Genomic DNA, 26,620 nt, shown 5'->3' on the forward strand with positions numbered 1-26,620 from the left:
GCTGACTGGCGGCTATTTCAATCCGAAGCCGCGCTTGTTCAGGAAGGCTTTCATGTGCGGCCGGAGTTTGCTGGTGAACAGCGGCTTGAGCTGTTCGGACCAGTTGGTGCTTTTGTTGCTGCCGGTGCGCTGGCTGTAGTAGCGGGCCATGGTGTCGTCAAAGCGGGCCACCAGCGCCTGGTCTTCGGCATCGTCGTAGTAGTCTTGTTTCAGTATCGCCGCCAGTGGCAGGCGCGGCTTCACTTCCGGATTCTGGTCCGGGTAACCCAGACACAGGCCAAATACCGGGTACACGTTGTCCGGCAGTTTCAGCAGGTCGCTGACATCCTGCGGATTATTGCGAATGCCGCCGATGTAGCAACCGCCCAGGCCCGCCGATTCGGCCGCAATCAACACGTTCTGCGCCATCAGGGCGGCGTCGATGCTGGCTACCAGCAGTTGTTCGGTCATGCCCCTTACCACCTCGGCGCCGGCCCGCTCGGCCGCGTCGGTTGAGCGCTTCATGTCGGCACAGAACACCAGGAAGTCCGAGCTGTTGGCCACGTAGGGCTGACCGCCGGCCAACTCGGCAATGCGTTGGCGGTTGGCCGGGTTGACCACGTGAATAATGGAGTAGGCCTGTACATGGTTGGAGGTGGCTGCGCTCTGGCCGGCTTGAATCAGTGCTTCAAGCAGCTGCCGGGGGATCTGCTGATCCTTGAATTTCCGGATCGAGCGATGGGATTTCAGCAGGTTGATTGTCGGGTTCATAGGGCCTCGGCTGTGTAGGGGAAAAATAGACGATAGCTTGCTTATCAGGACGGACACAACCGGACAAAGGTGGGCACTTGTGCTTATCGAGTTTGTGACAGACAAAAAAAGCGCGCCGGAGGGCGCGCGTAAAACGGTGACGGTTGATCCAGTGATTACTGAATCATGTCGGTCGGTCGTGGGGTGCTGCCAGTGCTTGGCGGCAGGATCGGGTAACGGATTTCAGGCACGGTACCGGTCAGGGATTTGAGGAAGGCGACGATGGAGTCCACTTCGTTGTCCTTCAGCTCGGTACCCAGCTGGGCAGTGCCCATAACCGCAACCGCTTCTTCCAGGCTCCAGACCGCGCCGGAATGGAAGTAAGGGGCTGTCAACTCGATGTTGCGCAGCGGGGAGGCCCGGAACACGTATTCATCAGAGGCGGTGGCGGTAACCGCGAACCGGCCTTTGTCACCTTCAGGCAGAATCTCGCCACCCGGGCGAGTCACCAGGCCAAACGGGTAATATTCCTGGCCGCCCAGGTTCACGCCACTGTGGCAGGCGGTACAACCGCGATCCATGAACAGGGCAAGACCTTCTTTTTCCCGCTCGTTCAGGGCGTCTGCGTTACCGCGCAGGTATTTGTCGAAATCCGAATCCGGTGTGATCAGGGTCGCCTCGAACGCTTCGATGGCCACGGCCATGTTGTTAAAACTGACTGGATCCCCCTGTCCCGGGAAGGCATCCTCAAACCGCTCGACGTAGTCAGGCATGCTCTTGAGGGTAGCAACTACCCGCTCCGGGGTGCTGCTCATTTCCACGCCAGCCTGCACCGGGCCTTTGGCTTGCTCAGCCAGATCCGCAGCGCGGCCATCCCAGAACTGGGCCGCGTTGAACACCGCGTTAAACACGGTCGGGGAGTTACGCGGGCCTTTCTGCCAGCCGTGGCCGATAGACACGGGCAGGTAGTCGTCACCGCCCATGCCGACGTTGTGGCAGGTGTTACAGCTGATCAGGTGGCTGGAAGACAGCCGCGGTTCAAAGAACAGCATCTTGCCCAACTCGACCTTGGCCTGGGTCAGCTCATTGCCGTCAATAACCGGCGGGTACTTGGGAATGGGCTCGAACGTGCCCTGCGCTCTGTCCATCAGATCGTCGGCGGCCACGGTGCCGGCCATCACGCCAAGGCTCAGAGCCAGGGCTTTTACCAGGGTGCGTTTAATCATAACTATTCTCTCTTTATGCGACATATTGGTGTCCTTACACCAAGTTAACAAATCAGCTGAAATCTGCACGGGAAACCGGGAAACACGGGATAAAAGTTGATGCCCGTCAAGTTTCAATGATGGTGAGATGACCCGGCACCCGGGTGCGACATTTGGCCGCCCTGAGATCTTCGTCGCTCGCTGTTATGTTTGTGGTTATATCGTTATGCTCCTGGTCTCAGTCTGGACGCAAAACAGGAGATTGCTATGAGGTTTTTATTGTTATCAATGCTGCTGGGTTTCGGCCTGGTTGCGAGCGTGCAAGCCGAAGAAGCCCTGGCCGTGACACCGCAGGAAACACTGGAGCTGGTTCAGGAAGAGGGTGATCAGGTGCTGTTTATCGATGTTCGGGATCCGGTGGAAATAATGTTCATCGGTTTTACCGATGCGGTCGATCTGAACATCCCTTTCCGGGTGGTGGACCGTTCCCGGTTCAATGAAGAAAAGGCGGTGTTCGCCATGGACATCAACGAGAACTTTGTCGCGCAGGTGGATGTGGCACTGGCCGAAAAAGGCTTGGGTCGTGACGCCTTGATTATCACCATGTGTCGTTCGGGCTCGGCCCGGGGCAAGCCCAGTGCCGACTACCTGTTGGAACGTGGCTTTACCAACGTAAAGTATGTGGATCACGGTTTCCAGGGTGACTCTCTGAAAGAAGGCCCGCATAAAGGCATGCGCTTGCAGAATGGCTGGCAGAATTCGGGCATGCCCTGGTCCACTAAAGCCAACTCAGAGAAAATCTATCGTCCGCAATAACAACGTGCAGCAATACTGATTGCTCTGTAACGCAAAGCGCCAGCTTAGAGGCTGGCGCTTTGCGTCTGTCTGGTGTTGGTTCAGCCTCAGAACGTGAAGGTACGGATCTTTCGGTCCAGCATCTGGCCAGCCATTTCCGGCGGCATGGCAACGCCAACACCCTCGATCAGGTCATCTTTGGCATGGTCGCTGTTGGGCAGGTAGAGAGCACAAACTTTAGCGGTGCCACCGGCTTTCAGCAGGCCGCGCAGCATTTGACCGGGGGTTACGTTGCGCGGTGCCAGGGCTTCGCCCTCGTAGGATTTCAGCGCCAGATCGCCGGCTTCATCACACAGCAGCACGTTCACCCTGGCGCCCTGCTCGGCCATTGTGTTTGACAGTACCATCGCCATGCCCTGGGTTTGGGTAGAATCACTGGACAGAATCACCAGCACTTCGTCTACGTTGTTGCCTTTGTTCGAGTGGTTGCTTGCCATGGCGTGCATTGGGGCAAGAGCGATCAGAAGGGCGAGGGTGAATAGTTTGAGCATGTTAGTCATGGGTAGAGCTCCTTGATTGAGGTTGTCGGACTCACTATAAGGACTCGTTACGGATGTCGTCAGTGACAAAGTCACTGTCGGGAGGGTAAGGCCTGCCTGTCGGGGCAGTTCCATGAGGTCTCTTTGGTTTGGCGAAAGCAGCGTGTGCCGGAACGCCGGAATAAAAGCCTACAGCTACCGCTGTCATCAACTATAGTAGAGAGACTGCGGGTTCAGGAAGGGGCCGCGGTTAAAAGCACAGTCGAGCCGCTAAACGGTTGCCGTATCGCCACCTGATAACGACCCATGAATAGCCGGATGACCGAAACAGACACTCAGATTTCACCCCAAAAACGCGCTTTCTCAAAAGCACAGCCTTTACTGCTGTACCTGCTCGCCTTGCTGGTGCTGCTGGTTTGCGCTGGCATTATTGAACGCAAGGCCTATCAGCAGGCGCACCAGGTCGCGTTTGACCGGTCTCAGGCCAGGGCTGACCTGGCCACTGCGTTTGTTGCCAACAGCTTTCTCTCGGGCCAGTTCGGCCTGCGCACCATTGCCGCGTTTGTCGAACCTTTAATCGAAGAGCCGGGGTTTGGCGCGAAGGCGGGGCTTGAAAGTATCGAGAGATTACTGGACGAGAAAATCCGCGATGCCGGGTTTATAGAGGCATTTTTTGTGACCGGTCTCGATGGCAGACTGCTTTACTCCTCATTGTCTTCGACAGCCACGAATCAGGCGCCGGCCTGGGATTTTATCGAACGCTTTTTGAATAAGAGTGATAACGATGATGTGGTGACGCCCCTGCATATCGATCCTGAAACCGGAACGCTGTCCATCTGGCGAGTGCGTAAGCTCCGGTCGGTCTCGGGTGTGGTCAACACGTTGCTGGTAGTGAAACAATCCCCGGACCTGCTTGTCCGGTCGGTCGACGGGCTGTCCTTGTCGGAGGGTGAAAGCCTTGCCCTGATTGACGAGAACATGATGCTGGTGGCCCGACTTCCGGTTTCCCTGCGAACCGGGGCCCCAGATCTGACCGGAACTCGCATTCAGGAACCCCATACCCGGGCCTTCATCGACAGTGCAAAAGCCATGGGGCAAGTGATTACTGCCTCACCGGTGGACTATGAAGACCGCTTTTACACTTTCCGGCGAGTTGAGGGTTTGCCCTACATTGTGGTGGTTGGAGAGCAAACGGCGGTTGCTCTGCAAGGCTGGCGCCAGAGTATGGTGATTGCCGGTGTCGGCATTCTGCTGAGCGCCCTCATCGGACTTGTCCTGTTGCAGCAATTCTATCGAAGAATGCGGCTGGAACAGTCGCTGGTGATCGAAAACGAAACCCGGAAAAATCTGCAGCAGGATGCCCAGAGCAACGCCGCCAAGCTCAGCGCGCTGGTCGGTTCGATACCGGACATGGTCTTTGTGATTGGCCAGCGGGGCACGTTCGACTTTGTGCATGCGGTTGATAAAACCCATCTGTTAAGGCCCCCGGAAGAGATGGTGGGCCTCAACTATCACGACGTGCTTCCACCGGAACTGGCCAGCCGGTTTGACCGGATCAAAGAAGATGTTGCCAACCATCGGCAACCCCGGAATTTTGATTACCAGTTGTTTATGGATGGCGAGGCCCGGCACTTTGAAGCGCGGGTGGCGTCTATCCCGGAGGGTGAGGAACAGAGCAGCGGGTTTCTGGCGCTGGTGCAGGACATTACCGACAGCAAGCTGCAACAAGCTGAGATGCGCATTGCCTCGACGGCGTTTGAAACCCATCTGGGCATCATCATTACCGATCACCAGGGTGTGATCCTCCGCGCCAACCGGGCCTTCACCCGAATTACGGGCTATGAAGAACACGAGGTGGTGGGTCAGACCCCTCGCATGTTGCAGTCTGGCATCCAGGATAAAGCCTTTTATCAGCAGCTCTGGAACCGGGTGAACCAGACCGGTTCCTGGGAAGGCGAAATCTGGAATAGGCGCAAGGATGGCCAGGTGTTTGCGGAATGGCTGACGGTGACGGCAGTGCCGGGAGAGTCTGGTGCGATCCTTAATTACGTGGGTACCTTTCACGACATCACCACCCGTAAGGAAGCGGAACGCCAGGTGCACCGACTGGCTTTCTACGATTCGCTGACCGGGCTTGCCAACCGGGCGCTGCTGGAAGAACGCATTGCCGACGTGGGCCGGTCCAATAATCGCAACGGTACCCATGCCGCCTTGCTGTATCTGGATATCGAGCAGTTCCGGGCGGTCAATGATTCCCGGGGTTATGACGTGGGTGATCTGGTACTCAAGACGCTGGCGGGCCGACTGTCGATGATCATGCGGGAAAACGACACGCTGGCGCGTATCGGCGGCGATGAGTTCGGGGTACTGCTGCCCTCACTGGATGCCTCAGAGGAGGAATCCGCACAGTTGGCCGAATTGGTGGCCCAGAAAATCCTGATAGCCTTTGCCAGTCCGGTTGAGGTGGCCGACCATCTGGTACAGGTGGATGTCAGCATCGGGATCAGCATCATTGGTCACGTTGTTGCTCATTATGATCAGCAACTTCAGCGCGCCGAACAGGCCACCCAACAGGCCAAGGAGCAGACCAGACACGCCGGCCTCAATCGCATTGCCTTTTTTAACCCGGAAATGCAGGCGAAGGTGGTTGAACACGTGTTGTTGGAAGACCAGCTGCGCAGCGCGCTGAAAGAAAATCAGTTCGTGCTGTATTTCCAGCCCCAGGTGCAATTCCCCGATACCCGCGTGGGATATGAAGTGCTGTTACGCTGGCAGCACCCGGAACGGGGTATGGTATCGCCCGCGGTGTTTATTCCGTTGGCGGAAAAGAGCCGACTCATCCTTCCGATTGGTCGTTGGGTGCTGGAACAGGCCTGCCAGACTCTCGCCCGTTGGCAGGACGATCCTGCCAAGGCGAGTTGGCAGCTGGCGGTGAACGTCAGCGTGGTGCAGTTTCAGGGCGTGGGCTTCACCGAGCAGGTGGCCACCATTATACGGCAGACCGGCGCACCGCCCCGGTTGTTGAAGCTGGAAGTGACGGAAAGCCTGCTGATGGAGGATCCGGAGCGGGTTGCCCAGGTAATGAGCGAAATCAGAGGACTTGGCGTTCGGTTCTCGCTGGACGATTTTGGCACCGGCTACTCGTCACTGAGTTATCTGAAGCGGTTGTCGCTGGACCAGATCAAGATTGACCAGTCATTCGTCCGCGACGTGACCACCAATCCGGCGAGCGCCGCGATTGTGGATTCCATCATCGGGTTGTCTCAGGGCCTGGGTCTTGAGGTCATCGCCGAGGGCGTGGAAACCGGAGCCCAGCGTGACTGGCTGGTTGCCCATGGCTGCGATCACTTCCAGGGCTATTTGTTTGGGCGCCCGGGGCCTGAGGTGTTCTGAACCCCGCGCCCTAATTCCCACCGATTCCCTTGCCTGCTCGAACTCCATCGTTGTTCTTTCAATATCTAACCCTCTGAAAAAAAACAAAATAGATCCCGCTAATCTATTTTTCCTAGCATGCCGATAAAAAATACTCGATAAACCAAGTAAAAACCATTGATTAGTCGGGTGCTAGTGCCTAGTATTTCCGCAGGGGTGCAGTCCCCCTGTTGTCGCATTCCCAAATTCCGTTGGATGGAGAACAAAAATAATGTCGTTAAAAAAAAGGCCAACAGGCGGTGAACAGCCGTCGGCGTTGGGTGCGTTGAAGCTGCGCGTGCCCTTTGTGCACTACAAGATAGAGATCCCGGACATTCTGCAGGGTGCAATCCTGTGTGTTGTCCCTCTGAGTATTACGGCACTGATGACCTCGGTGCTGGGCATTCCGTTCGAGATTGCCGTTGCCTTTGTACTGATCAACAACATGCTGTACCTGGTGCACACGCACTTTGGCGACCCCACCGTTGCCGGCTGGATTACCGCCGGAATTCCTTTGTATATCGCTTTCCTGATGGGCTACCCAGAAGGAGAAGCCAGAATACTGGCGTTAATTGCGCTACAGATAACCGTCGCGGTGATCTTCCTTGGCCTGGGGGTGTTCAAAGGTGCCGATGCCTTGGTGCGGAAAATGCCTGCATCACTGAAGTCGGGGATTCTGATTGGTGCCGGTATTTCCGCCATCATGGGCGAGTTCGGAGCCGATGGCCGGGTGTGGACCATGCCGATAACCATCATGACCGGCGCCGTGCTGGGGTTCTTCATGTTGTTTTCAGAAACCGCAGCTCCCCTGCGTGCTCGTTACGGTTTCTTCCGTTTCGTTGCACAATACGGTATTGCCGTCCCGTTCCTGATTGCCTATGTGTTGGGCATCATCATCGGTGAGGTCGATGTGCCAGTGATTGAATGGGGTTTCTCCACCATTCCGATAGGTACCATCCTGCGAGACTACAGCGTGTTCGGGCTGGGCATGCCGCCACTGCAATACTTCATTGATGCCATACCGCTGGCCGTGGCCGCTTACATCATTGCCTTCGGTGACATTCTGGTGATGGACTCCCTGTTCAAGAATGCCGACGAGGTCCGTAAGGACGAAAAACTGGTATTCAGCCCACGCCGCAACAGTATCATTGTTGGAATTCGCAACTTGGTGCACGCAATCTTTGCACCCTTCATTAGCTTGTCGGGCCCTGCCTGGACCGGTGGGCAGGCGTTGGTGATTAACCGCTATATGAATAATCCCCGCAAGGCGATGGACAGCTACTGGGGTGGGGCGACCAGTCTTTACTGGGGCATGACCATTGCCATTGTGCTGGTGCCTGTAGTGACCCTGTTCAAGCCGGGACTCAATATCGGTATGGCACTGACGCTGCTGATTCAGGGCTACCTGTGCGGTTACCTGGCTATCGAAATGCTGGATCGTCAAACCAATCTTGAGCGTGGCATAGCCGTTATTGTTGGCTCGGTACTGGCCGTCCAGGGCGCTGCCTGGGGTCTGGGTGTCGGTCTTGTGCTCTGGTTTTTCCTGGAAAAGAACTGGTTTGCCGACGTCTATATAGCAACGCACAAAAAGGCCGATGCCACAGCCGATGAAGCCGAGAAAGATTGGAATTGAGGCCGGGCTAACGCTACCGTCAGAATCACAAGAGGTTAACAAAAATGGAAAATATGTTTGAGCTTGGGCTGGACAAGGCAGAGGCAAACTACACGCCACTGACTCCGCTCACCTTCATCCAAAGAACCGCCTTGGCGCATCCTTCGCGCACGGCCGTCATCCACGGTGATATCCGCCGATCCTGGGCGGAAACCTACCAGCGATGCCTGAAGATGGCATCGGCGCTGCGCAAGCTCGGGGTTCGCAAAGGTGACACGGTAGCCGCCTTGTTGCCCAACATTCCGGAAATGCTGGAGCTGCATTTTGCGGTGCCGATGATCGGGGCCGTACTGAATGCTCAAAACACCCGGCTCGATTCGAAAACCATGACCTTCATGCTCAATCATGGCCGTGCCAAGGTGTTCTTTACCGACACGGAATACCACGATCGCTCTCGTGAAGCACTGATGGGCTGTGACGCCAAACCGATCGTTATTGACGTTGATGACGTCAATTTCGACGGCGGCGAACGGATTGGCAAGATGACCTATGAGGGCCTGCTGGCCACGGGTGATGACGGTTTTGTCTGGGATATGCCAGACGATGAGTGGCAGGCGATTGCGCTGAACTACACTTCCGGGACCACCGGCAACCCGAAAGGCGTGGTGTATCACCATCGGGGCGCACATCTGAATGCGCTGAGTAATGTCATCGGTTTCGGCTTGCCGTCAGGCGCAGTCTATCTATGGACACTGCCGATGTTTCACTGCAACGGCTGGTGCTATCCCTGGGCGGTCACGGCGGTGGCGGGTACCCACGTCTGCCTGCGTGCGCCCCAACCCCAGCCGGTGTTTGATGCACTGGCCCGCCATGGTGTCACGCACTTCTGCGCTGCGCCGGTGGTGCTGAACATGCTGATTAACGCGCCCGAAGAGCACAAGCAAGCGTTCACGCAGCAGGTTACCGCGGCCACCGGTGGCGCGGCGCCCCCCGCGGCGACCATTGAGGCCATGGAGTCGATGGGGATCAAGGTGGTGCATCTGTACGGCTTGACGGAAACCTACGGCCCCAGCCTGATTTGTGAATTCCAGGACGAATGGCACTCACTTGACGGTAAGAACAAAGCGGCGAAAATGGCGCGTCAAGGCATTTTGTCGTTGTCGATGACCGACATGATGGTGGCTGACCCCGGCACCTTGCAGCCCGTTGCCAAGGATGGGATGTCCATTGGTGAGCTGTTTGTGCGCGGGAACTCCGTGATGAAGGGATATCTGAACAACCCGGAGGAAACCGCCAAATCACTTAAAGGCGGCTGGTTCCATACCGGTGACCTGGGTGTCTGGCACCCGGACGGCTACGTCGAAATCAAGGACAGGTCCAAAGACATTATCATATCCGGTGGTGAGAACATTTCGACCCTCGAGGTGGAAAGTGCGCTTTATGATCACCCCGCCGTGCTGGAAGCCGCTGTTGTGGCGGCGCCCGATGATCACTGGGGTGAAATTCCCTGCGCTTTCATTACTCTGAAAGCGGGTCACGATGATCTGACCGCAGATGACATCGTGGCCCATTGCCGAGCCAATCTGGCCGGCTTCAAGGTGCCCAAGAAGATCATTTTTGCCGATGAGTTGCCCAAGACCTCCACCGGCAAACTGCAGAAGCATGTGCTCAGAGGTCAGCTGACAGCTTAGAGGTGGGTTGGTGTTAACGTTGTAGCTATGTTCCCCCGGCAAATGCCGGGGGCTTTTTTTTGGGCACAAAAAAACCCGGCGTGAAGCCGGGCAGAACGGGGAACGGGTTAATCAGATGGCGAAGCCGCCCAGTTTGGTTTCCAGATATTCTTCAATGCCTTCCTGCGCACCTTCCCGGCCGAGACCGCTATTCTTCATGCCGCCAAAGGGCGCAGCAGCGCTGGTGGGGTTAATGTCGTTGATGCCAATGATGCCAAAATCCAGCGCTTCAAAGGCGCGCATGGCGGTAGCCATGTTGTTGCTGTAGAGGTAGGCCGCCAATCCGTATTCGGTGTCGTTGGCCATGGCAATGACGTCGTCTTCAGTGCGGTAGGTGATTACCGGTGCCACCGGACCAAAGGTTTCTTCCCGATAGATTTTCATGGCCGGCGTCACACCAGACAACACGGTCGGTGCGTAGAAATGCCCATCTGCCAGGCCGTTGTCCGTCAACCGGTGGCCGCCGGTTTCCACCTTGGCGCCCCGGGCAACCGCATCTTTGACCTGGCTATCGACTTTCTGGATGGCCAGCTCGTTGATCAGCGGGCCGATGCCCGTGCCGTCATGCATGCCGTTTCCGGCCACCAGACGACTGGCGCGACTGCTCAGCTCTCTGATAAAGGGCTCGGCCTGGTCTTGGTGAACAAAAATCCGGTTGGGGCTGATGCAGGCCTGGCCGGTGTTGAGAAACTTGACCAGAGCCAGGCCTTTGGCGGCATGAACCGGGTCGGCATCCGGGAACACAATGGCCGGCGCGTGGCCGCCGAGCTCCATGGAGACCCGTTTCATGTTGGCCGCGGCCAGACCGTTCAGCTCTTTGCCGACCGGGGTTGAGCCGGTAAAGGTGAGTTTGCGGATGCGTGGGTCAGTGCAGAAGGCCTCGCCCACCCGGGCCGGGTTCTGCACGGTGATCAGGTTAACTACCCCCGGCGGAAAGCCGGCTTCGGCAAAGATTTCCATCATCGCTTTGGCGCACAGCGGCGTGCTTTCAGCCGGCTTGAGAATCACCGTACAACCGGCCGCCAGGGCAGGGGCCAGCTTACGGGTGATCATCGAGATCGGATAGTTCCAGGGCGTGATGGCACCGACCACGCCGACCGGGGTTTTTTGCACCAGGAAACGCTGGTTTTCACGGGCGGAGGGAATGATCTGTCCGTACATGCGTTTGGCTTCTTCGGCAAACCACAACAGAAAATCAGCACCGTACTGCACTTCATTCAGGGAGGCCTTTAGCGGTTTGCCTTGCTCGCGGGTCATCAACTCGGCGAGCGCGCGTTTCTGGCGCATCATCAATTCCCAGGCCCGGTAAAGCAGTTGGGAGCGCTGATAGGCGGTGGTGGTTTTCCACTCTTTAAAGGCACGATCGGCGGCCCTGATGGCCGCCTCAATATCCTGATCGGTGCAATCGGGAACCTGCCCGATGATTTCACCCGTCGCCGGGTTGGTGACCGGGAACTCGGGGCGCCCGGTCATCCATTCTCCGTCTATGTACATGAAGTTTTACCTTCTGGCTGATATCAGAACTCTGTTTCCGGTAGCGCCATGATAGCGTCGTCACCGGATCGTAGCGCGGTCAGATAGGCTGAACAGCGCGGCAGAATGTGGTCAATATAGAAGTTAGTGGTCACCAGCTTACTGGATGCAAACGAGCTCTGCTCTGGTTGCGACTGCGCGGCCGTGGTGGCGGCTTTCAGCATCAGCCAGCCGGCGGTCACCGTGGCGCTCAGCATCAAGTAGTTAAAGGCAACGGCGCCGGTAAACCGGTCGTCATCTCCTCGCTCCAGCACAGTTCGGGTGGCATCTTCGAGGAAGGCCACCGCCTGGTCAAACCGGGCTTGTCGCTCGGCGGTGAACAATGAACCGCTCTGGGCCGGCCCGGTGAAGGGGCGCATATCATCGATCAGCTCGGCCATGGCCTTGCCCTGGTTCCGAACGGTTTTCCGGCCGATCAGATCCAGCGCCTGAATACCGTTGGTGCCCTCGTAAATGGGCAGAATCCGGGCGTCCCGGTAGTGCTGCGCCGCGCCGGTTTCCTCGATAAAGCCCATGCCGCCGTAACATTGAATCCCCAGGGAGGTCACTTCCTGGGCGATTTCGGTGCACCAGCCTTTGACCAGCGGCGTCAGCAGATCAGCACGCCGTTGGAAGCGGGCCTGAAGCTCCTCTGGCAGATCCCGGCCGTTGGCATAATCGACTGCGACACAACCCGTGTAGGCAAGTCCTCGGGCGGCTTCGGTCAGGGATTTCATGGTCATCAGCATACGGCGCACGTCCGGGTGCCGGATGATGGGAGAAATGCCCTGTTCGCCGGGAGCGGTACCCTGAGTTCGCTCGAAAGTGTAGTCCCGCGCCTGCTGGTAGGCCCGCTCGGAAATGGACACACCCTGCAGACCAACCGTCAGCCGAGCATTATTCATCATGGTGAACATGCAGGCCAGACCGCGGTTTTCCTCGCCCACCAGATAGCCGATTGCGCCTTCGTTATCGCCATAGCTCATCACACAGGTGGGGCTGGCGTGGATGCCGAGCTTGTGCTCGAGTGAGACAGCGTGGCAGTCGTTGCGTTCTCCGGGTTCACCGCCCGGATCCGGCAGATACTTGGGTACTGCAAACAGCGAAATGCCTTTAACTCCCTCAGGGGCATCGGGCAGGCGGGCCAGCACCAGGTGGATGATGTTCTCCGCCATGTCGTGCTCGCCCCAGGTGATGTAGATTTTCTGGCCTTTGATCCGGTAGGCATCGCCGTCCGGCCGGGCCTGGGTGCGAATGCCAGACAAATCAGAACCGGACTGGGGTTCCGTCAGGTTCATGGTGCCGGTCCATTGTCCGGAAATCATTTTCGGCAACAGCTGCTGTTTCAGCGCGTCGCTTGCATTTTCCGAGAGCGCTTCAACCGCACCCTGGGAGAGCAGAGGACAGAGCCCCCAGGCCATGTTGGCGGCATGCCACATTTCCTGAACCGGAATGGCCAGGGAAAAGGGCAGGCCCTGGCCGCCGAATGCCGGATCAAACTGCAGGCTTGCCCAGCCACTCTGCGCATACTGCTGGTAAGCGTCACGGAAGCCTGCTGGCGTCACCACGTTATGGTCGGCATCCAGGCGCACGCCGGTTTTATCACCGCTGGCATTGGTCGGGGCAATCACCGAACCGGCAAAGCGGGCCGCTTCTTCAAGAATGGCTGCGACCACATCGTCGGTGGCATCTTCATAGCCACAGGCTTTGGCCATTTCTGAAAACCCGGCGACCTGTTGCAGGGTAAACGCCATGTCGCGGGTGGGTGCTCTGTACTCTGTCATGATGTGCTCCCTTAGCTCATGTACTGGCCGCCGTTGACCGACATGTTGGTGCCGGTCACAAAGCCCGCGTCATCCGCGGTCAGATACGCCACGGCCCGGGCAATGTCCTCGGGCTGGCCAAGGCGACCAACCGGAATGCCGTCAACAATGCTGGTCAGCACTTTTTCCGGCACCTTGCGAACCATAGGGGTATCGATGTAGCCAGGGGACACCGAGTTGGCGGTCACGCCTTTGCGAGCGCCTTCCAGGGCGATGGATTTGGTGAAGCCGTAAATGCCGGCTTTGGTGGCGGCGTAGTTGGACTGACCAAACTGACCCTTCTCACCGTTCAGCGAAGACACGTTCACAATCCGGCCGAAACCACGTTCACACATGCCTTCGAACACTTGACGACACATATTGAACATGGAGTTCAGGTTGACGTTGATCACCTGGTTCCACTGCTCCGGCTGCATCTTCTTCAGCGGGGCGTCGTTGGTGATGCCGGCGTTATTGACCAGAATGTCGATCGGGCCCAGGTCCTGCTCGACGGTGTTAACAAAGGCCTGGCAACCGGCAAAATCGGTCACGTCCAGCGGGTAAATAGCAACATCGATGCCCTGCTCGCGCAGGTCGGTTTGCCATTGCTCGGCTTCAGCGGTGAACTCGGTCCCGGGCAGATGGGTGCCCACCACTTTGCGGCCCTGGTTGACCAGAGCTTTGCACATGGCGGTGCCCAGTCCGCCGGCGGCACCGGTAACAACAGCGATACGATGAGTCATGGTGTTTTCCTTCCTTTTTGGGTTGGTTACTTCAAGAGTTTCTTGATGGCTGAGGATTGGGAGACAGCGCCAATCGAGGTGTATTGCTGGCTGCGATGAACAATCTTCGGCAGCTCATACAGGTAGTTCACCATCAGCCCGGCCGACTGCTTGAGGCCTTTATCCGAGGTGTCTGCCATCCAGTTAAGCCGGGCAACCTGGGCGCCATTGCTCAGATGAAAGTGCGCCACCGGGTCGTTCGCACGGCCACTGTCGGGCTTGGTGGAACAGAGGTAAGACGCCGCCAGTTTCAGGATGGCCTCTTGCTGGCCACCGGTGGTATCTGTCTGGTTTGCGAGCACCGGATCACGCGGTGGTGGGTAGCTGAGCCATTGTTCGCCACCTGGCAGGTGTGCCAACTGCTCAGCGGTGGTGTTCTCCAGCCAACGTCGGAAGCCGGGGATGGGTGACAGCGTGGCGAACTGCTTGAGCTGAGGAAACTCGTCCCGCAGCTTCTTCACCACTTGCTTGATCAGGAAATTGCCGAAGCTGATACCGGCGAGCCCCCGCTGGGCATTGGAAATCGAGTAGAAAATGGCGGTGTCTGCGGTGTCGATGTCCTGGGTCGGCGCGTCTTCGTCCAGCAGTTTCTGAACGTTGCCGGCCAGGCCATTCACCAGAGCAACCTCAACAAAAATCAGCGGCTCATCGGGCATATTCGGGTGAATGAAGGCGAAGCAGCGCCGGTCAGAATCCAGTCGGTTTTTGAGGTCGTTCCAGCTCTTGATGGCGTGCACGGCTTCATAGGCGATCAGCTTCTCCAGCATGGCAGCACTGGAATGCCAGTTGATCTCCTCCAGCTGCAGCAGGCCGATGTCGAACCAGGTGGCCAGCAGATCCTGCAGGTCGGTTTCCAGAGATTTCAGTGCCGGGTAGTCCTTGCAAAACGTCAGCAGTTCATCACGCATGTCCACCAGAAATTTAACCCCGGATGGCACCCCGTTGAATTGCTTCAGCAGGGCGGTTCGGCTGGGCTCCAGGGCCCTGCGCAAGGCCTGGGCGGCTTCGGTTTTCTGGCTGGATTTTGCGTTATGCCATTGATCAATGGCCTTCTCTACGCTGCTTTCATTGACACCGTAATGCTCGGCCAGCAGCCCAAGGAACCGGGTTTTGCCAGTAACCGAAAGCTTCAGATAGGCGCGGCCCAGCATGGCGGCGCGGTTGCGGGCTTCGACCTGACCACCGTTCTGGGCCAGGCAGTTGTCTATCCACTCTTTAACCGCGGTGATGTCGGCTTCGGGGAGGTCGGCGGCAATGTTCATGATGTCCGAACCGCGACGGCCTACCGCTTCCAGCCCGCCCGGGACCAGTTTCTTGAAGGCTCTTTCGAAAATGCTTACGGGTTGGCTCTGCATACCGTGTTTCCTCTGGACAAAGCGGTGGTGTCTTTGTTGTTGAAAGAAGGCTATCAGAGCATTTTGAAAAAACCAAGTAAAAATACTTGGTTTGACGGATATAAACCAGTAATGTTGTCAGGGTATGGGCCAACATGAGGAAAACACAATGCAAGAATTACACGGTTACTACCTGGAAGATCTGGAAGTTGGAATGGAAGCTTTTTACGCCAAGACGATTACCGAGGCAGACGTGGTTCTGTTTGCAGGAATTAGTGGTGACGACAACCCGGTACACATCAATGCGGAATACGCCAAAACCACGCCATTTAAAGAGCGGATCGTGCACGGCATGTTCAGTGCAGCGCTGATTTCGGCGGTTCTGGGTACCCGTCTGCCTGGCCCGGGCGCAATCTACATTGATCAACAGATCAAGTTCAAAGCGCCGGTCCACATTGGTGACACGGTAGTGGCTTCGGCAAAAATCATTGAGATCAATGAGGAGCGTCGCCGGGTAAAACTGGAAACCGTATGCAAGGTCGGCGACAACGTGGTTGCTGAAGGTGTGGCCACTAACATGGTCGACCGCCGGCCGGTGTAAATCAGGAGATCGCTATGCTATTGGATAAAGACAAGGCTATCGTTGCCGTGATTGATGTGCAGGCCCGGTTGCTGTCCGGCGTGCACGAGCACGAGACACTGGTGAAGAATTGCAGCTGGCTGGTTCGTCTGGCCGGATTGATGGATGTGCCGGTGATCGGTTCCGAGCAGTACCCGGATGGCCTGGGGCATACGGAAGAAAGCCTGCGTGAGCTGGTGGGGCCAGATAGGATCTACGGCAAAACCTTTTTTGCCTGCATCGACGACCCGGACTTTGAGCAGGCATTTCAGGCCCACGGTCGCAAGCAGGTGGTACTTTGCGGTATGGAGTCGCAGGCCTGTGTTCTGCAATCGACGCTCAGGTTGCTGGAGAAAGGGATGGAGGTCTATGTGGTGGCGGATGCGGTTTCGGCCCGTAACCCCTTCGACACCGAAGTGGCACTGCGCCGAATGGAGCAGGCCGGCGCCAGAATTGTGACCCGGGAAATGGTCGGGTTCGAATGGCTGCGCCGTTCGGATGCCGCTGAATTCAAGGCCTTCAGCAAAGAGTTCCTGCGCTAACGGAACACGGGGCCCGAGAACCCGATGGTCAAGGGCCCCGGAGATCGTCAGAATGTATTCCGACAAGGCAATCCCGGTTCGGAGAACCTCTTGATAATGAAAACCCGCACACCGGAAGAAGGGCGAACCGCCCTGACCGACGATGCCGAGCGCAACCGTCTGCTGGCTGAAATGGCAGAACAGTCCACCGACATGATCTCCCGACACACGCCGGAAGATTGGCGGTTTATCTATGTGTCGCCTGCGGTCACGCATTTGCTGGGCTACAGTGTCGAAGAGATCGTCGGCATGTCGGCTTACGATCTCTACCATCCCGACGACGTGGAAGACTTCCGGTTACGGGCACCCACCGTCAATTACGATCGGGGCCTGTACACCCACACCTACCGCTTTCGGTGTAAAGACGGCCACTACACCTGGCTGGAGAGCACCAGCCGAACCATCCGGGACCCGGCAACCAATGAGATCCGGGAAATCCTGGTGGTTTCCCGGGATGCCACCCATCGCATCAAGGCGGACAAAGCCACCCGGCGGTTGGCCAGAGTGCTGGAAAGTACTCAGGATCTGGTGATTTTTGTCAATCTGGACCTTACGGTTTCGCACCTGAACGAAGCCGCCCGAAATGCTCTCAAGTTGGAACAAACCGATTACAGCGCGTTTCCTCTGGCCTGGTTTGTGACTGAAAAAGGCCTCCGCTTATTGCTGGATGAAGCCTTTCCCTCCGCCCGGAAAACCGGGCATTGGCGCGGAGAGCTGGCCATGCGCTGCCTGAAGGCCTCGCGTATTCCGGTGATGCTGGAGCTGCTTGCCCATCGCTCTCTGCACGGTGATATCGAGTATTTTTCACTGGTTGCTCATGACCTGACCGAGAAAAAAGCTGCGGAAGAACAATTGAAGCAGTACCAGGCTGACATCGACCACGCCAGCCGCCTGGTGACCATGGGGGAGCTGGCATCGAGCCTGGCCCACGAGCTGAACCAACCGCTGTCGGCGATGGTGAATTACCTCCGGGGCATCGAGCGGCGCTTTGCCGGAGCCAGTAGCCTGGCTTGGAGCGATCTGGAAGTTCCGATTACCCGCAGCATTCAAACCGCCTTGAGAGCCGGCGAGATCATTCACCGGATGATGGACTTCACCCGCAAACAGGAACCGGTGGTTACCAGCCTCAATCTGCCGGAGCTGATCCGGGACATGATCGAATTCTGTGAATCTATGGCCGAACGGCACAACGTGCGACTGGTGTTCGAACCGGGCTTCGAGTTGCCGCCGGTTCAGGGTGACCGGATCCAGCTGGAACAGGTGCTATTGAACCTGATCGTCAATGCCATCGAAGCAAGCAATTCTCCGAGCGAGGAGAAGGTTGCCACGGTACGAATCAATGTTGATCACCATGAGCACCGGCAACTACGTGTTCAGGTCAAAGATCAGGGGCCGGGCATTTCAGAGGCGGATATGTCGCGATTGTTTGATCGCTTCTTCTCCACCAAGCAAACCGGGCTTGGAATGGGGCTGGCCATCAGTCGTTCATTGGTAGAGAATCTTGGGGGCGAGCTATGGGCAGAGAACCTCCCTGAGGGAGGAGCATGCTTTTCATTTACCCTGAATATTGCTGACTGATCACTCATGACCTCCAACAACGATGCGCAAACGGTTTTTGTAATTGATGACGATGTGGATGTAAGAGACTCTTTGAAGTGGTTGCTGGAGTCCGTTGGCCTCAACGTCCAGACCTACGAAAACGCGCTGGCTTTCTTTGATGGTTTCGACAAGGGCAAGAGCGGCTGTATCGTGATGGATGTGCGCATGCCGGGGCTCAGCGGGATCAATGCCCAGAAAAAGTTGCCAGAGCACAACATCGAACTGCCGGTCATCATGATCTCGGCCCATGGTAATGTCGATATGGCGGTCACGGCCCTTACCCAGGGCGCCATGACATTTATTGAAAAGCCGTTTGATGACCAGGTGCTGATTGATCACGTCCACAATGCCCTGGAGAAAGACAGGACACGCTTCGCCCGGCGCAACTCTCAGTCCAGAATCCGCGAACGATACGATAACCTGACCCGCAGAGAGCGCCAGGTAATGGAGCTGATTGTCAAAGGACTTTCGAATCAGGAAGCAGCAGACGAACTGGGCATCAACCGCAAGACCGTAGAAGGCCATCGGGCCAATATGACGGCGAAGATGAAGGTCGATTCCTTTGCCGAACTGGTGCAGGTGGCCATTGCGTTGGGGCTCGTGAAGGGCATAACCGAGTAAACACGGTTCAGCAATGTCCCGACATCACCCTTCAGTCAAACGATGGCCGGGCTCCGGCCAGAATCAGGTTTGACCGGCTGGCCGCTGTGCCCATCACCGCCAGCTTCAACGAAGTTTCTTCCTCAAATTGCCTGGCTACCGCCTTGGGCACGTCCGCAGCCGTGGGTATCTCAGCGGTTAATGGGTTAACCGGTCGGCCATTAATGTGCAATTCAAAGTGCAGGTGGGCGCCGGTACTGCGCCCGGTGTTGCCGGAGAGTGCGATTCGGTCGCCGCGCTCAACCTTTTGCCCTCGCTTTACCAGAATCCTATGCAGGTGCAGGTAGCGCGTTTTGTAGGCGTTGCCGTGATCAATTTCGACATACTTGCCGGCAAATGGGTGATTGCCGATCCGGTGTACGATGCCGTCGCCAGTGCTCATGATCGGCGTTCCGGTGGGCGTGGCAAGGTCGGTGCCGTTATGGGGCGCGATTCTGCCGGTAACCGGGTGCTTCCGCCTTGGGTTGAAGTGGGAGCTTACCCGAAACCGGGTTGCCGTAGGCCAGCGCCGAAACGCCGGCAGCACACTTTTACCATTCTGGTCATAGTAGTTTCCGTCTTCAAACCGGAATGCGGTATGAGTGTTGGACCCACGTTTTAACGACGCTGCTTCGAGCCGGGTTTTACCGGTGCTGCGGTTGTCGGCCATTTCATGGCCAATGATCACCGCAAACTGGTCACCGGCCCTCAGGTCACGTCGGAAATTCAATTTGTGCTCCAGCAGCTGACTCACCGCCGCGATCTGGTGCGCATTCAGACCAGCACGGACAGCGGACGCGTAGAAACTGCCGTGTATATCGCCTCTGAGCACTTCGGAGACCCATTGCGTCTCCGCTTCAGTCTTGCGGTATTCAAAGCTGCCATCGTCGGTTCTGGTGAAATAGACGGTGCGGGCGGCATCCACCTCCAGCGCCAGTTCGGTGAATTGACCTTCGGTGTCGAACGTCAGCTGGAATTCGGTCCCGGGCTGCAGAGTTGCCAGCGCCAGATACTCGACATCGGCTTCCATGATCTTGTGCAGGTCCGACATAGGCGCGCCAAGCGCACCGAATATACCGCTCAGGGTATCTCCGGACTGCACCTGATGGCGCACTGTTTTGGTGTCGGTGTCGGTGTCGGTGTCTGGCAGGGCGTCACTTTGAGGGCCGGGTACGTGCTCGGCTTGGGCAGCCTCTGCTGAGTCGAAGGATATGCTCAGGCTCTCGTCAGAAAGCGAGTGGGTCTTTGCTGACGAACTTTGCGTGGACCACACGCTGGCAACCAGCACCAGTAACGTTGCGATGACGAACAGAATCTTGTGGGTTGGCGTGAAAACTTTTTGTTCAGCCATGGGTAAAACTCTCCGACTACTCGCGAATCAATTCGCTCCGTCGCCTGTCAATCGCGCATTCGTCCCTTCAGCTGCGAGGGTGGTTTGGATACAGGATATCAAATAAGGCGCAACTGTTGTTCAACTTCCGTTACCTCAGCGCCAGCGAACCCCGGGTCGGGAAGACCATGCTTGATCGCGTGAACCCGGCGCCTGGCAACTTTGGCCGTTAGCCGGCAGTCGACAATGACCTGAGGGTAGGGCGCAAAGCCAAGGCCTTTGGCAGCCTGAGAGTGCTGTCCGGCGGTTGTTGAGGGGTCATGCACCTGCGGCCCGTGCAGCCCCGAAAGCTCTGGAACCCACCGGCGAATGAACAGCCCATCCGGATCGTGATCCCGACCTTGCTTGATTGGATCATAAACCATCAAACCGTCAAAGTTTGTGGTGCCGGCAACAATCTGGTGGATAACATGATGTACTGCCGGCTCATAATCCAGAAACTCCGTGGCCAGAAATTGCGCCACCCGGGTGATCGGCAGCCAGAAGTTCATGGTGGCGAACGACACCACGGTGGCCCGTAGCCTCATGTTGATCCATCCGGTCTGATGCAGGCAGCGCATGGCCGCATCGATATAAGGAACGCCGGTGCGGCCGGATTGCCAGGCCTCAAAAAGCCGCTCATCGAAGGTGGCTTCGCGCACGCCGTTGAACTGAGGCAGCAGGCACTCATATTCCAGTTCAGGGCGAGTTTCAAAAGTCTGGATATACTGCCGGCGCCAGCACAGTCGATCGAGGAAAAAGCGGGCGCGCTCCTGCAGCCGCTGGAATGCCTGCGCATCCAGCGTCTGATGACCGCTGGTCACCACTCGATCAACTGCCTAAAACACCTCGCGATCCGAGAGCACGCCGTAGGCCAGATACGTCGATATCCGAGAGCAACCTTCCCACGCGGTGTTCGGGCTGGATATCTGAAACGGGTACCGATTGATGTTGCGGATAGTGAAAAAATTATCCAGAGCGGTCAGCGCGGCACTTCGTCCACCTGCTTGCCTAAGGGGTCTATCCGCACCGGCCGCCAGGGGGATGTCGTGAAGCTCGCAGCTTGGAACAGGCAGGGGTGCAAACCGCGCCGACAGCTCTGCCCCCGTCGGGTCTCTGAGCGTGAGATTGACACTTTTCGAAAAATACTCAGGAAATGAGATGGACGGCTGAGCCCCGCGCGCGATGCCGTTCTGCGCCACTTCCATCAACTCAACACCGTGCGCTCGACACCAGGCGCGAACTTGCCGATCTCGTTGGTACTGGCTGTGTTGGGTCGTCTCCTGGTGGCTCCAGATACGGGTGATCGGCTGGCATTGATGCAGCCTGTCCAGCACGGCCACACTCTCGCCGACCATTTGCAGCAACTCACCTCCGAGGGCCTGCAGTTCGGTCGCCAGTTCGGCAAGGGTTTCCTGAGTAAAAGCCTGATGCTGACGCGCAACGTCCGGCTGAGCGATCAATTCGGGTTCGTGGATATAGAGCGGAAGCACGCGGCCGAATGCACGCCAGCACTTCAGGCTCAGAAAAAACGGCTCTGAATCCTGAAGTCGTAAATTACGTTTTAGCCAAAAAATCTGCATGGTGTGGCTCTCAACCGGCAAACGACAACCGGATTCAGCGTTGCTGAAGAGACGCCTGGGAAATCTGGCTCTCGGGTGGAACGCTTCGAGTGAGCCACACGTTGCCACCGATGACGGACGCTCGCCCGATGGTGATCCGGCCTAACAGGGTGGCGCCGGCGTATATCACCACGTCGTCTTCGACAATGGGGTGGCGGGGCTCGCCCTTGGTCAACGAGCCGGTTTCATCTTCGGTGAACCTGACGGCGCCGAGGGTCACATTCTGATAGATACGCACCCGATCCCCGATCATCGCGGTCTCGCCGATCACCACGCCCGTGCCATGGTCAATGAAAAAAGAACGACCGATGGTCGCCCCCGGGTGTATGTCGATGCCCGTCGCCGAATGGGCTTTTTCGGCAATAATCCGGGCGATAATGGGTAACCCCGCCCGATACAGGGCATGGGCCAGTCGATGGTGAATTAGCGCATGCACGCCGGGGTAGGAAATCAAAACCTCATCCACGCAGGTCGCGGCGGGATCACCACGGTAGGCGGCGAGGACATCATCATCCAGCTGCCGTCTCAAAGCGGGAAGCTGTCCGATCAATTCCGCAACCAGGCCGCTGGCCTCACGCTGCAGCGTACTCGCAGCCTGCTGGCTGCGATCTGCGTATTCAAGTTCAAGGCCGGCCTGGTGTGTCAGCTCACGCTCAACGGTACCCAGTTGGTAAGCGACGAAATGATTCTCACGCTCTTTGGTAAGATCTGGAGGGCCGAGACGCATGGGAAACAAGACAGCGCAAAGGGTATCGACGACATCGTGGATTGCCTGATGGGAAGGCAGCTCACGGCTGCCGAGATCCAGTTCCCGCCCCTGTTGCTCGCGCCAGTTACGCCGTTCCTGGCGCAGCTGATCGGTGACCCGATCAATAAGGCTCTTTTCCGGTTCCAATGCGCGCTCCTCTCAAGTGGGTGTTTCAGGCTAACCAAAAAATGATCGGTATGTCTAAGATTACGGTCGGAAGCCTGCACTCCGATCACCTCGCGGACCGTCAAATAGTCAAAGATCGCTCTATGTTTGGAAAAACGCCAGCTCAGTGCCTGGTTCGCCTTATCTGCGCCAGTCGCGCCAGCCAGTCGCCACCTTGGGCGCGCAGGCAGGCTTCCTCGCTGTCGAGCTGAAGGCGTCCAGAAAGAAACTTGGGGTCAATGCTGGCTTCTTCAAGCGCGGCTCTGGTCAACGCCTGCATGCGCTGATCGTCGCCATGGGCCAGCGCCCGGTCGAGGTCGGCCTGAGTGTCTCAGAGCGCCCAGCTGACGAACAGCGTCCCAAAACTGAAATTATCTTTGCTGCTTTCTTCCTCCCCAGTCGTGGCCCGAAGGGTCAGCGAAACCTGAGTCCGGTTCCATTGCCAGGAGCCCCCGATGCCCACCTGTCCCAAAAGCGGACTTTCTTTGAATTGAAAGGGGCCTGAGTTGTCTTCAAGATATGAATAGGCAACATATTCCACCCCAAGGCCTACAAAAACCGACCAGCTGGTCGGGCTTCCACTGAACGAGCCGGGCAGCGCGATGGTAGAGGCGGTCCCGGCATAATCCGGCACCAGATTCATCGGAAGGTCGCGGCCAATGCGCCACACCAGACCGGTTTTGGCGGTGGTGCGGAAGCTGGAAATCAAGGTAGAGCCAACCACGGAAACCTGTTGTTGGATAGCCCCCGTATTGCCTGTATGAAACACCCTGCGCCCATGGGCAGCCTGAATGCCACCGACCACATCGGTTCCCAATTGATGATCCCAGCCTCTGGGCGTTGTGCTGCCGGTAAGCTTGTGCACCCACTTTTGGCTCGCTTCCGCTCCGCTTTCCGGGCCGATCACCCCAAGGTGCGCGCCAAATCCCGTGATGGTGTCCGCATTCCAGCTCCACAGAGTGCTGCTCAGTGATAGGTGGCCGGCATAGGGGATATCATCTGGCTGGAGTTCCGGGTTGGCGATATCGGCCGGGGTGACCATCAGTTGTCGAAGGCTGAAGGAAAGGGCGTGCTTGTTCTCCGCTTGCCCGATGCCGGGTAACCTAGCTAGGGCCTCTTTTCCTGTTCGCGCCAGAGTCGACGATGGCTTGCCGCTGTCTTCCGCGGCAGCGGTCAGATACGAAATCCGAACGCCGTTGGTATAGCCACGATCCTCGCCGGTCAGAAGGTCGTTGTCCCAGGCAATGCTGAGGATGTCGGCTTTTGTGGTCGCGGGTATCAGAGTGGCGAGAAGCAACATGAAGAATGCACGATTTAGGATAACAGGCACGTATTGGTTAACTCCGATTCAGCTCATACATCGCCATATTGACCGCCGACGCCAGATTCAGTGATTCCACCACTGCGGCTCCAGGGATGGTGTAGCGCCGGGCGCTGAGCCCGGTTAATGCCTCGATGGGCAGGCCCCGAGCTTCGTTACCGAACAGATAGCAGTCGTGGTTCTGGAACGCAGGGCTGGTGATGGCGTCGCCGCCGATGTCCAGGCAGGCGATGCGGGGGTAACGGCTGGTGAGGGTGTCGAGGCGAACGTCGGCTTCCAGCGGTACGTGGAAAATGGCGCCCATGCTGGCGCGCACCACTTTTGGGTTGTAGGGGTCGACACTGCCGGGGCTGAGCAGGCAGCGAAAGCCGCCGAACCAGGCCAGGGTGCGCAAGATGGTGCCCAGGTTGCCGGGGTCCTGAACCTCATGCAGGTAGACCGCCTTTTCGCCGTGTGTAGGGGTGTTAACGGCCCCCGATGGCAGGGGCGCGACCGCAAGTATGCCTTGCGGGGTTTTGGTGTCGGCCAGCTGGGCCATTTGCCGGTCGCTGACCAGGTGTTGGGGCCAGGGGCACTGCCAGTCCTGATAGGCCTCGGTGACGTAGAGTTCGGCTTGCTGCCAGTGGGGGTTGCTGGCTGCGGCCTTTTCCAGCTCCAGTACCAGGTGCTCGCCTTCCACCAGGAAACGTCCGAGCGACTGGCGGTATTTTTTCTGGTGCAGCTTCTTAAGGTCGTCCAGCTTCACGGCCTGGTTTCCTGAGTTTCTGGCGCTGTCTCGAGGTCCGCCAATATGGCGTTGGCGACCGCCTCGGCGACCTTGATGCCGTCCACGCCGGCCGACAGGATGCCGCCGGCATAGCCTGCGCCTTCGCCCGCCGGATACAAGCCTCGGGTATTTAGGCTTTGCAGGCTTTCACGGTCGCGGGTCAGGCGGACTGGGGCCGAGGTGCGAGTTTCAACACCGGTCAGCAACGCATCGGGCCGGTCAAAGCCCCGGATCTGTCGGCCGAAGGCGGGCAGGGCCTCGCGGATGGCGTCGATGGCGTAAACGGGCAGGGCGGAGGCAAGATCGCCCAGGAGGATACCGGGCTGGTAGGACGGCTCCACCTCACCCAGTTTGTCTGACGGCTTGCCCGCAATAAAGTCCCCTACCAACTGCGCGGGCGCACAGTAATCGCTGCCACCGAGAACGTAGGCGTGGGCTTCCAGTTGCTCCTGTAGTTCCATGCCGGCGAGCGGGTCGCCCGGAAAGTCTTGCTCCGGACTGATATTGACCACAATGCCGGAGTTAGCGTTGCGCTCGTTGCGGGAATACTGGCTCATGCCGTTGGTGACTACCCGCCCCGGCTCGGAGGTGGCAGCCACCACGGTGCCGCCCGGGCACATGCAGAAGCTGTACACCGCCCGGCCGTTGCTGGCGTGGTACACCAACTTGTAATCGGCAGCACCCAGGGCCGGATGGCCGGCGTATTTGCCGAGGCGGGCGTGGTCGATCAGGCTTTGCGGGTGCTCGATCCGGAAGCCGATGGCAAAGGGCTTGGCTTCCAGAAACACGCCCCGTTTATGGAGCATGCGGAAGCTGTCCCGGGCACTGTGACCGAGCGCCATCACCACATGGCGGCTCATCAGCTGCTCGCCACTGGCCAGCTCAACCCCCCGGACCTGGCCGTCTTCCAGCAACAGGTCGGTGACCTTCTGTTCAAAGCGGATCTCGCCACCCAGACTGATAATCTCATCCCGCATGCGCGACACCACGCCGGTTAGCCGGAAGGTGCCGATGTGCGGCTTGCTGACGAACAGGATTTCTTCCGGGGCGCCGGCTTTCACAAACTCGGCCATGACCTTGCGGCCGTAAAACTTCGGGTCCTTGATCTGGCTGTACAGCTTGCCGTCGGAAAACAGACCGGCGCCGCCTTCACCAAACTGAACGTTTGACTCCGGCGACAGCTGTTTTTTACGCCACAGCGCCCAGGTGTCTTTGGTGCGCCGGCGTACGTCCTTGCCGCGCTCCAGTACGATCGGCCGGAAGCCCATCTGCGCCAGTAGCAACGCGGCAAACAGGCCGCAAGGGCCGAGCCCGACCACAATCGGGCGCTCGGACAAGCCAGCAGGCGCCTGCGCGACTGGGTAGTAGGCGGTGTCTGGTGCCGGGCGAACGTGAGCGTCTCCGGCAAACCGGTCCAGTACCGCGGCCTCGTCCTGTACGGTCAGGTCAACGATGTAGACGAACTTGATCTCGCTGTTTTTTTTGCGGGCATCGTAGCTGCGCTTGAACACGGTAAAGTGCCGCAACTGGTCATCACGCAGTTGCAGGCGCTGCAGGATGGCGGCGCGCAGGGCGTGCTCCGGGTGATCAAGGGGTAAGGCCAGTTCGGTAACGCGAATCATGATAGGTCCTGGCTGCGGAGCACTCGCCCGGCAGCTTGCGGTTGGCAAAGTGCGCCCATTGTACTGCCGTGCCGGGTGCTTGTCAGGCACCGGGCGGCTTTTGCGGTAGCGCAGGCAG

Annotated in this window: 23 protein-coding genes; 8 read left to right on the forward strand and 15 right to left on the reverse strand. The window is 58.0% G+C overall.

The features are described 5' to 3' along the window. Positions 1–12: 12 nt before the first annotated feature. Both nfsA and C7H08_RS01790 read right to left on the reverse strand, forming a co-directional pair. Entirely contained in the window at positions 13–750 is a 738-nt protein-coding gene (gene nfsA, locus C7H08_RS01785; protein ID WP_106670041.1) for an oxygen-insensitive NADPH nitroreductase, read from the reverse strand. 155 nt (positions 751–905) lie between these two features. Continuing rightward, the gene (locus tag C7H08_RS01790; RefSeq protein ID WP_106670042.1) at positions 906–1,955 is read right to left on the reverse strand and encodes a cytochrome-c peroxidase; all 1,050 of its coding nucleotides are present in this window, start codon (positions 1,953–1,955) and stop codon (positions 906–908) included. 246 nt (positions 1,956–2,201) lie between these two features. On the opposite strand from C7H08_RS01790, the gene C7H08_RS01795 reads away from it, so the two are divergent. Then, positions 2,202–2,750 (forward strand): rhodanese-like domain-containing protein, encoded by a 549-nt coding sequence (locus C7H08_RS01795; RefSeq protein WP_106670043.1) that lies wholly within the window; start codon positions 2,202–2,204, stop codon positions 2,748–2,750. A gap of 86 nt (positions 2,751–2,836) precedes the next feature. Here the strand turns inward: C7H08_RS01795 and C7H08_RS01800 are convergent, their stop codons facing one another. After that, positions 2,837–3,289 carry a DsrE family protein gene (locus C7H08_RS01800; RefSeq protein WP_106670044.1) on the reverse strand — a complete coding sequence of 151 codons (453 nt, stop codon included), beginning with the start codon at positions 3,287–3,289 and terminating at the stop codon, positions 2,837–2,839. Positions 3,290–3,586: 297 nt separating this feature from the next. Between C7H08_RS01800 and C7H08_RS01805 the strand changes: the two genes are divergently transcribed. The 3 genes from C7H08_RS01805 (at position 3,587) to C7H08_RS01815 (ending at position 9,982) form a co-directional block, all read left to right on the forward strand. Next, positions 3,587–6,661 carry an EAL domain-containing protein gene (locus tag C7H08_RS01805; protein WP_106670045.1) on the forward strand — a complete coding sequence of 1,025 codons (3,075 nt, stop codon included), beginning with the start codon at positions 3,587–3,589 and terminating at the stop codon, positions 6,659–6,661. Positions 6,662–6,911: 250 nt separating this feature from the next. Further along, positions 6,912–8,312: a hypothetical protein gene (locus C7H08_RS01810; RefSeq protein ID WP_207768273.1), complete on the forward strand. Its 1,401-nt coding sequence runs from the start codon at positions 6,912–6,914 to the stop codon at positions 8,310–8,312. A 44-nt stretch (positions 8,313–8,356) separates the two neighbouring features. Next, positions 8,357–9,982: an AMP-binding protein gene (locus tag C7H08_RS01815; protein ID WP_106670046.1), complete on the forward strand. Its 1,626-nt coding sequence runs from the start codon at positions 8,357–8,359 to the stop codon at positions 9,980–9,982. A gap of 111 nt (positions 9,983–10,093) precedes the next feature. On the opposite strand, the gene C7H08_RS01820 is transcribed toward C7H08_RS01815, so the two are convergent. The 4 genes from C7H08_RS01820 to C7H08_RS01835 are packed head-to-tail and all read right to left on the reverse strand — an operon-like array spanning position 10,094 to position 15,472. Beyond that, on the reverse strand, positions 10,094–11,494 hold the full coding sequence (locus C7H08_RS01820) for an NAD-dependent succinate-semialdehyde dehydrogenase (protein ID WP_227663216.1): 1,401 nt from the start codon (positions 11,492–11,494) through the stop codon (positions 10,094–10,096). A gap of 44 nt (positions 11,495–11,538) precedes the next feature. Beyond that, positions 11,539–13,317: an acyl-CoA dehydrogenase gene (locus tag C7H08_RS01825; RefSeq protein ID WP_106670048.1), complete on the reverse strand. Its 1,779-nt coding sequence runs from the start codon at positions 13,315–13,317 to the stop codon at positions 11,539–11,541. Positions 13,318–13,328: 11 nt separating this feature from the next. Then, a complete protein-coding gene (gene phbB, locus C7H08_RS01830) occupies positions 13,329–14,078 on the reverse strand; it encodes an acetoacetyl-CoA reductase (RefSeq protein ID WP_106670049.1) in 750 nt (249 codons plus the stop codon). Positions 14,079–14,104: 26 nt separating this feature from the next. Then, positions 14,105–15,472: a malonyl-CoA decarboxylase gene (locus tag C7H08_RS01835; RefSeq protein WP_106670050.1), complete on the reverse strand. Its 1,368-nt coding sequence runs from the start codon at positions 15,470–15,472 to the stop codon at positions 14,105–14,107. 148 nt (positions 15,473–15,620) lie between these two features. On the opposite strand from C7H08_RS01835, the gene C7H08_RS01840 reads away from it, so the two are divergent. The 4 genes from C7H08_RS01840 to C7H08_RS01855 all read left to right on the forward strand — a co-directional run bounded on the left by C7H08_RS01840 (position 15,621) and on the right by C7H08_RS01855 (position 18,871). Continuing rightward, positions 15,621–16,052 (forward strand): MaoC family dehydratase, encoded by a 432-nt coding sequence (locus tag C7H08_RS01840; RefSeq protein WP_106670051.1) that lies wholly within the window; start codon positions 15,621–15,623, stop codon positions 16,050–16,052. Between the two features lie 14 nt (positions 16,053–16,066). Next, positions 16,067–16,612 (forward strand): hydrolase, encoded by a 546-nt coding sequence (locus C7H08_RS01845; RefSeq protein WP_106670052.1) that lies wholly within the window; start codon positions 16,067–16,069, stop codon positions 16,610–16,612. Positions 16,613–16,708: 96 nt separating this feature from the next. After that, a complete protein-coding gene (locus tag C7H08_RS01850) occupies positions 16,709–18,229 on the forward strand; it encodes a PAS domain-containing sensor histidine kinase (protein WP_106670243.1) in 1,521 nt (506 codons plus the stop codon). A 6-nt stretch (positions 18,230–18,235) separates the two neighbouring features. Next, on the forward strand, positions 18,236–18,871 hold the full coding sequence (locus tag C7H08_RS01855) for a response regulator transcription factor (RefSeq protein WP_106670053.1): 636 nt from the start codon (positions 18,236–18,238) through the stop codon (positions 18,869–18,871). A gap of 31 nt (positions 18,872–18,902) precedes the next feature. On the opposite strand, the gene mepM is transcribed toward C7H08_RS01855, so the two are convergent. From mepM to C7H08_RS01885, 8 genes are all read right to left on the reverse strand, one after another. Continuing rightward, the gene (gene mepM / locus C7H08_RS01860) at positions 18,903–20,240 is read right to left on the reverse strand and encodes a murein DD-endopeptidase MepM (RefSeq protein WP_106670054.1); all 1,338 of its coding nucleotides are present in this window, start codon (positions 20,238–20,240) and stop codon (positions 18,903–18,905) included. Positions 20,241–20,338: 98 nt separating this feature from the next. After that, positions 20,339–21,085, reverse strand: a complete 747-nt coding sequence (locus tag C7H08_RS18300; protein WP_227663217.1) for an FAD-binding domain-containing protein — start codon at positions 21,083–21,085, stop codon at positions 20,339–20,341. A 12-nt stretch (positions 21,086–21,097) separates the two neighbouring features. Further along, positions 21,098–21,841, reverse strand: coding sequence for a deoxyribodipyrimidine photo-lyase (locus C7H08_RS18305; RefSeq protein ID WP_227663218.1), 744 nt, complete (start codon positions 21,839–21,841; stop codon positions 21,098–21,100). Between the two features lie 34 nt (positions 21,842–21,875). After that, positions 21,876–22,775 (reverse strand): serine O-acetyltransferase EpsC, encoded by a 900-nt coding sequence (gene epsC, locus C7H08_RS01870; RefSeq protein ID WP_106670055.1) that lies wholly within the window; start codon positions 22,773–22,775, stop codon positions 21,876–21,878. Between the two features lie 142 nt (positions 22,776–22,917). Then, positions 22,918–23,073 (reverse strand): hypothetical protein, encoded by a 156-nt coding sequence (locus C7H08_RS18125; RefSeq protein ID WP_165793916.1) that lies wholly within the window; start codon positions 23,071–23,073, stop codon positions 22,918–22,920. Positions 23,074–23,124: 51 nt separating this feature from the next. Next, entirely contained in the window at positions 23,125–24,123 is a 999-nt protein-coding gene (locus tag C7H08_RS01875) for a lipid A deacylase LpxR family protein (RefSeq protein ID WP_106670056.1), read from the reverse strand. A 7-nt stretch (positions 24,124–24,130) separates the two neighbouring features. After that, positions 24,131–24,859: a TrmH family RNA methyltransferase gene (locus C7H08_RS01880; RefSeq protein ID WP_106670057.1), complete on the reverse strand. Its 729-nt coding sequence runs from the start codon at positions 24,857–24,859 to the stop codon at positions 24,131–24,133. Beyond that, on the reverse strand, positions 24,856–26,502 hold the full coding sequence (locus C7H08_RS01885) for an NAD(P)/FAD-dependent oxidoreductase (protein WP_106670058.1): 1,647 nt from the start codon (positions 26,500–26,502) through the stop codon (positions 24,856–24,858). Before C7H08_RS01885 ends, C7H08_RS01880 begins: the two co-directional genes overlap by 4 nt. Positions 26,503–26,620 lie beyond the last annotated feature (118 nt).

It is taken from the genome of Marinobacter halophilus (assembly GCF_003007685.1).
GTDB lineage: Bacteria > Pseudomonadota > Gammaproteobacteria > Pseudomonadales > Oleiphilaceae > Marinobacter > Marinobacter halophilus.

Excerpts from the sequence above, each read along its gene's own strand:
- mepM (WP_106670054.1), bottom strand. The coding sequence starts at position 20,240 with ATGGCTGAACAAAAAGTTTTCACGCCAACCCACAAGATTCTGTTCGTC.
- C7H08_RS18305 (WP_227663218.1), bottom strand. The coding sequence starts at position 21,841 with ATGCAGATTTTTTGGCTAAAACGTAATTTACGACTTCAGGATTCAGAG.
- C7H08_RS01790 (WP_106670042.1), bottom strand. The coding sequence starts at position 1,955 with ATGATTAAACGCACCCTGGTAAAAGCCCTGGCTCTGAGCCTTGGCGTG.
- C7H08_RS01805 (WP_106670045.1), top strand. The coding sequence starts at position 3,587 with ATGACCGAAACAGACACTCAGATTTCACCCCAAAAACGCGCTTTCTCA.
- C7H08_RS01855 (WP_106670053.1), top strand. The coding sequence starts at position 18,236 with ATGACCTCCAACAACGATGCGCAAACGGTTTTTGTAATTGATGACGAT.
- C7H08_RS01815 (WP_106670046.1), top strand. The coding sequence starts at position 8,357 with ATGGAAAATATGTTTGAGCTTGGGCTGGACAAGGCAGAGGCAAACTAC.
- C7H08_RS01835 (WP_106670050.1), bottom strand. The coding sequence starts at position 15,472 with ATGCAGAGCCAACCCGTAAGCATTTTCGAAAGAGCCTTCAAGAAACTG.
- C7H08_RS01840 (WP_106670051.1), top strand. The coding sequence starts at position 15,621 with ATGCAAGAATTACACGGTTACTACCTGGAAGATCTGGAAGTTGGAATG.
- C7H08_RS01820 (WP_227663216.1), bottom strand. The coding sequence starts at position 11,494 with ATGACCGGGCGCCCCGAGTTCCCGGTCACCAACCCGGCGACGGGTGAA.
- C7H08_RS01825 (WP_106670048.1), bottom strand. The coding sequence starts at position 13,317 with ATGACAGAGTACAGAGCACCCACCCGCGACATGGCGTTTACCCTGCAA.
- C7H08_RS01795 (WP_106670043.1), top strand. The coding sequence starts at position 2,202 with ATGAGGTTTTTATTGTTATCAATGCTGCTGGGTTTCGGCCTGGTTGCG.
- C7H08_RS01850 (WP_106670243.1), top strand. The coding sequence starts at position 16,709 with ATGAAAACCCGCACACCGGAAGAAGGGCGAACCGCCCTGACCGACGAT.
- C7H08_RS01885 (WP_106670058.1), bottom strand. The coding sequence starts at position 26,502 with ATGATTCGCGTTACCGAACTGGCCTTACCCCTTGATCACCCGGAGCAC.
- nfsA (WP_106670041.1), bottom strand. The coding sequence starts at position 750 with ATGAACCCGACAATCAACCTGCTGAAATCCCATCGCTCGATCCGGAAA.
- C7H08_RS01845 (WP_106670052.1), top strand. The coding sequence starts at position 16,067 with ATGCTATTGGATAAAGACAAGGCTATCGTTGCCGTGATTGATGTGCAG.
- C7H08_RS18125 (WP_165793916.1), bottom strand. The coding sequence starts at position 23,073 with ATGCAGGCGTTGACCAGAGCCGCGCTTGAAGAAGCCAGCATTGACCCC.
- C7H08_RS01800 (WP_106670044.1), bottom strand. The coding sequence starts at position 3,289 with ATGACTAACATGCTCAAACTATTCACCCTCGCCCTTCTGATCGCTCTT.
- phbB (WP_106670049.1), bottom strand. The coding sequence starts at position 14,078 with ATGACTCATCGTATCGCTGTTGTTACCGGTGCCGCCGGCGGACTGGGC.
- C7H08_RS01810 (WP_207768273.1), top strand. The coding sequence starts at position 6,912 with ATGTCGTTAAAAAAAAGGCCAACAGGCGGTGAACAGCCGTCGGCGTTG.